General features: G+C 68.7%; 4 protein-coding genes. 3 read left to right on the top strand and 1 reads right to left on the bottom strand.

Annotated elements, in window-relative coordinates; translation table 11 throughout:
• Window positions 1-806, top strand: an 806-nt coding sequence (locus VF662_RS04275; protein ID WP_464138047.1) for a radical SAM protein, incomplete at its 5' end; no start/stop codon positions are given.
• 40 nt (window positions 807-846) lie between these two features.
• Here the strand turns inward: VF662_RS04275 and VF662_RS04270 are convergent.
• A complete protein-coding gene (locus VF662_RS04270; RefSeq protein WP_464138043.1) occupies window positions 847-2,025 on the bottom strand; it encodes a DUF6624 domain-containing protein in 1,179 nt (392 codons plus the stop codon).
• Between the two features lie 284 nt (window positions 2,026-2,309).
• Between VF662_RS04270 and VF662_RS04265 the strand changes: the two genes are divergently transcribed.
• Both VF662_RS04265 and VF662_RS04260 read left to right on the top strand, forming a co-directional pair.
• Complete coding sequence (locus tag VF662_RS04265) at window positions 2,310-2,888, top strand: sigma-70 family RNA polymerase sigma factor (protein ID WP_464138041.1); 579 nt, start codon at window positions 2,310-2,312, stop codon at window positions 2,886-2,888.
• Window positions 2,885-3,439: anti-sigma factor (locus VF662_RS04260; RefSeq protein WP_464138039.1), on the top strand; the 555-nt coding region annotated here is incomplete at its 3' end. The genes VF662_RS04265 and VF662_RS04260, both read left to right, overlap by 4 nt.

Genomic DNA, 3,439 nt, shown 5'->3' with positions numbered 1-3,439 from the left:
GCGAGGCCGAGAAACTGATCGAGGGCGGAACCCGCGAGCTACTGGTGATCAGCCAGGACACGTCCGCATACGGAGTCGACATCCGCCACCAGCCGCGGCCTTGGAAAGGCGGCGAAGCGCGCGCCCACATGACCGACCTGGCGCGCGAGCTCGGCAAGCTCGGCGCCTGGGTGCGCCTTCACTACGTCTACCCTTATCCGCACGTCGACCAGGTCATCCCGCTGATGGCCGAAGGCCTGGTGCTCCCCTATCTCGACATCCCGTTCCAGCACGCCTCGCGCAGCGTCCTCAAGGCGATGCGAAGGCCCGCCAACGAAGCCAAGGTGCTCGAGCGAATCCGCGGCTGGCGGCAGATCTGCCCCGACATCGCGATCCGCTCGACCTTCGTCGTCGGCTTCCCCGGCGAGACCGAAGCCGATTTCGAATATCTCATGCAGTGGCTGGACGAGGCGCAGCTCGATCGGGTGGGAGCCTTCCGGTTCGAGCCCGTCGAGGGCGCCGCGGCCAACCACCTCCCCAACGCAGTCCCCGAGGAAGTGAAGGAAGAGCGTTACGCCCGCCTGATGGAGAAGACCGCAGCCATCTCCGCGGCCAAGCTCCAGGCCAGGATCGGCCGCACCCTGGACGTGATCGTCGACCTCGCCGACGGCGAAGGCGGCGCCACCGGCCGCTCCTATGCCGACGCTCCCGAGATCGACGGCGAAGTCCACCTCCGCGACGCAGGCCACCTCCGGCAGGGCGATGTCGTCAAGGTCCTGGTCGAGGACGCGGACGAGCACGATCTCTACGGAGTACCCGCGGCTTAGGAGCCTTTTCCGCTACCGCTCGTGGCCCGTCAGCCGCTTGTTAGCGAGCGCGGCATTGCCCGGCGGCCTGCAACTGGCCGAGATACTCGGACAGCGGCGGCAGGCCGACCGCCTTTCGATACGCTTCCACTTTGCTCTCATCCTCGAGCGGCTTGACGATCCAGCGCCCGGCCCGGCAGGACGTATCGGTCCCGAACCTTTGCTTACCCGTCAGCGTCAACATGACGCCGTCATACGCATAGGCATAATGCTGCCTCTGCACTTCGTCCCTGGCGACGAGCGGCTGCATGAGCTTCAGCGCGCGCACCTGGAAGCCGGGATCGCTGCCCGCATATTGCAGCATCAGCCAGGCCGCCTGCGAGGCATTCTTCCCCACCGATGAGATCGTGGGCCAGCCGTTCTTCTCGACGACCGACTTCAGCCACTTCGTGTTGTCGCGGTCGCGCTCCGCCGCCGCAGCCCGCACCTGGGCGCGGAGCGTTGTCACCGCCGTCTCCGACAGCTGCGGTCCAGCCGCGAGGTCGCCATGGCCCCAGCTTATCGCGAAGCGGAACGCCTGCTCGCCCACCATCCGAGCCAGCAGCTCGTCCCTCACGGTCTCCGCCTGGCGCCGCGCCACGCCTTCGGCCACGCGCACTGCGTTGAGATAGGTCCAGGCGACAGGCTCCGCCGCGCGCATTGCCTGCTGGAATGTTTCGAACGAGGGGAAGTTCGCCGCGCCCGCATGGACGCCGGCAACCTGGCCGCACAGCCGGTCGCGAAACGGCATTTCCTCCAGGCTCGGTGTCGCAATCCCGACCGCTGCCAGCGAGGCACGAGTCTCCGCAACCTCCGCCTCACGGCAGGCGTCGAGCCAGCTCTGGACCGAGGCCGCCGCCGCTTTTTCTTCCCCGCTCGCGCTCGGGAACCGGCCCCTTATCCAGGCATAGTCGCCCGGGCTGAGCGCGCCGGCGCGGACATAGGGTTGGAGCGCGGCCGGCGGCGGCGGGGTCCTCGCCTGCGGCGTACGGTCGACGAAGCTCGGCTCCGGCGCCATGACGCTGTTGGCCGGTATGCTTCGCCCTTTGACTGCGACGGGCGGCGGAGGGCTGCAGTGCGACACGGCCATGCCCGGCGCGGCAACCTCGGTGACGCACCTGCCGGAAGCTGTTTGCGCATCGGCCGGCGCCGCGTCGGCAACCGCGATCCCGCCCAACAGCGCCAGAAGCATCAGCTGCATTCGACCTCCCCTCGTCGAGCCGCTCTCCCCGCGGCGCGGCTCTGCCGTAAGGCAAGGTCGTGGAAATTCGCCTAACGGGACGCCCCAGCGCGAAAGACGTCCTCACATGAAGATGAGCGTGCCGACCAGCTTTCCAAGCAGCACGAAATACAGCCAGTCCGGAACCTTCCTGATGATCGCGGGCATGTTTCGGCCTCCTCTCGTCCGAGGAGCTACGGAGCTTCCCCCGCGCCGGATGCAACCTGTGTTGCCCAGCCCTCTATCCTCTGCCACAACCTGCCGCCGTGGCGGACCGCTCCTCGAGAAACGATCCAGGCGAGGCGCGGCGGCGCCTCAGCGACGCGCTCGCCCGGGCCGGGCGCGGAAGCCAGGCGGCACTCTCCGAAGTCTATGAAGCGACGTCGGCGAAGCTTTTCGGCATCTGCCTTCGTATCTTGCATGACAGGGCAGAGGCCGAGGACGCTTTGCAGGACATCTACCTCAACGTGTGGCGGAAAGCCGGAAGCTTCGATGCGGAGCGTGCAAGCCCCATCACCTGGCTCGCCACCCTCGCCCGGAACCGCTCGATCGACCGGCTCCGCGCCGCCGGCGGCGGCCGCCGCTCCGACCCGGTCGAGGCGGCGCTCGAGGTCGCCGATCCCTCGCCCGATGCCGCTTCCATGCTCGAGACTGCGGAGACGGGAGGACGGCTCGCCGCCTGCCTCGGCGAACTCGAGGCGCAGCGCGGGGACGCGATCCGCACCGCCTTCTTCGGCGGCGTCACCTATGCCGAGCTTGCCGAACGCAGCGGCGTCGCATTGGGTACGATGAAGAGCTGGATCCGCCGCGGCCTGCTCCAGCTCCGGGAGTGCATGGAGCGATGAGCAGCGCGCCCGAACTCACCGGCGACGACCGGATCGCGGCCGAATATGTGCTTCGGCTGCTGGACGCGGAGGAGATGCTTGCCGCGCGCGGCAGGCTGAACGGCGATCCCGCCTTCGCGCGCCGCGTCGAAGAATGGGAGGCGAGGCTCGCGCCCCTCCTCGACGCCATCCCGGAGGAGACACCTCCCGCTGAACTGTGGAGTCGGATCTCAGCCGGTCTCGATCAATCCGGCGAAGGCGCGACGATCCACGCGCTCCGCCGCAAGGCGAGGCTCTGGCGCACCTATTCCGCGGCGATGACCGCCGTCGCGGCGGCTCTGGTCCTGGTCATCGGCCTGGAGGGCCGGCAAAAGGACCCGGCGATCCAGCCTCCGGCACAGCAGGCTGCCGCCGAGATGATGGTCGCTTCGCTCGGATCCGAGGGCGGCCCCGCGGCGCTCATCATCACCTACGACGCCCGTTCCCGGAGCCTGATCGCCACTCCGGCAGTGCTCCAGGGCGCCGCCGGCCACAGCCACGAACTGTGGGTGGTACCGGCCTCCGGCGCGCCG

This window comes from Allosphingosinicella sp. (genome assembly GCF_036387215.1).
Lineage (GTDB): Bacteria > Pseudomonadota > Alphaproteobacteria > Sphingomonadales > Sphingomonadaceae > Allosphingosinicella.
The sequence above is the reverse complement of the archived record's forward strand: the minus strand, read 5'-3'. Positions and strand labels throughout refer to the sequence as shown.

Coding starts and splice junctions, on each gene's coding strand:
- VF662_RS04270 (WP_464138043.1), bottom strand. CDS start 2,025: ATGCAGCTGATGCTTCTGGCGCTGTTGGGCGGGATCGCGGTTGCCGAC.